The organism is Nonomuraea sp. NPDC049784, assembly GCF_040659615.1.
Classification (GTDB): domain Bacteria; phylum Actinomycetota; class Actinomycetes; order Streptosporangiales; family Streptosporangiaceae; genus Nonomuraea.
The window spans coordinates 1-1,073 of sequence record NZ_JBFAMX010001312.1 but is presented as its reverse complement, the minus strand read 5'-3'; the positions used below and the strand labels follow the sequence as shown (position 1 = coordinate 1,073).

At 74.9% G+C, this 1,073-nt stretch carries 2 protein-coding genes and 1 pseudogene; 2 read left to right on the top strand and 1 reads right to left on the bottom strand.

All coding sequences use genetic code 11. The features are described from left to right. Together AB0J09_RS65680 and AB0J09_RS65675 are read left to right on the top strand one after the other, a co-directional pair. Positions 1–245: alpha-isopropylmalate synthase regulatory domain-containing protein (locus AB0J09_RS65680; protein WP_360714733.1), on the top strand; the 245-nt coding region annotated here is incomplete at its 5' end. A gap of 22 nt (positions 246–267) precedes the next feature. Next, positions 268–771 carry a hypothetical protein gene (locus AB0J09_RS65675; protein ID WP_360714731.1) on the top strand — a complete coding sequence of 168 codons (504 nt, stop codon included), beginning with the start codon at positions 268–270 and terminating at the stop codon, positions 769–771. Here AB0J09_RS65675 and AB0J09_RS65670 read toward each other — a convergent pair. Next, a pseudogene (locus AB0J09_RS65670) lies at positions 762–1,073 on the bottom strand (orotidine 5'-phosphate decarboxylase); the annotation flags it as partial. The gene AB0J09_RS65675 and the pseudogene AB0J09_RS65670 overlap by 10 nt on opposite strands.

Here is a 1,073-nt window from a genome sequence, read left to right as displayed (position 1 = left end):
CCGGCAACGGCCCGCTGTCCGCGCTGACCGCCGCGCTCGCCGCCGACGGGATCGACGTCGACATCCTCCACTACGCCGAGCACGCCCTGGACCCCGGCCGGGGCAGCCGCGCCATCGCGTACGTGGAGGCCCGCGTCGACGGCGCCACCCGCTGGGGCGCGGCCCAGGACACCTCCGTACTGACGGCCTCGGTCCACGCGGTGCTCGCCGCCGTCAACCGCGTCCTGGCGGATGTGCCAGGCTGATCACCGGATCTGAGGAGGCCGGATGTTCGAGGCGGGCGACGTGCTGCGGGTGCTGGAGACGCTGCGGGAGGCGGGCTGCGAGGTCTGGGTCGCCGGCGGCTGGGGGATCGACGCGCTCGTGGGCCGAGTCACCAGAGAGCACGACGACCTCGACCTGCTCCATCGCGTCGAGCAGGAGCCCGCCGTGATCGCCGCGCTCGAGTCCGAGGGGTACGCCGAGCGCGATGGCGCCGTGCCGGGCCGGCCGGCCCGCTTCGTCATGGCCGGCCCCCATGGCCGCGAGCTGGACCTGCACCCCCTGCGGTTCGCCCCCGACGGCTCGGCGCTGCAGCGCCTCGACGACCGGGGCGGCGCGTTCTCCTACCCGGCCGCCGCCTTCGTCACCGGCGTGATCGAGGGCGTGCGGGTCCCCTGCCTGTCGGCCGCCCAGCAGGTGCACTTCCACCAGGGGTATGAGCCCAGGGCGCGCGACCTGCACGACATGGCGCGGCTACGGGAGGCGTTCGGGATCGCGACTCACTTCTGAGTGGTGATCCTGGCGTCCAGGTGGGCCGCGCATTCGTCACGGAAATAGAGCGTGCGCGAGCGCAGCCGCTTGGGGTCGGCCAGCACGGCGCGGGAGACCGAGGGCACGACGGCGTGCCGTACGGACCCGAACAGCCGCGCCACGTCGGCGGGGGAGGCGCCCTGGGCGCCCAGCCCCGGCGCGAGGATAGGCCCGTTGAGGTCGAGCAGCGAGTGCTCCAGCTCGGGCAGCGTGGCCCCCATGACCAGCCCCACGGGCCCGAACGGCGTGTGCCCGGCGTTGGCCGCGGCCGCGCCGGTGAG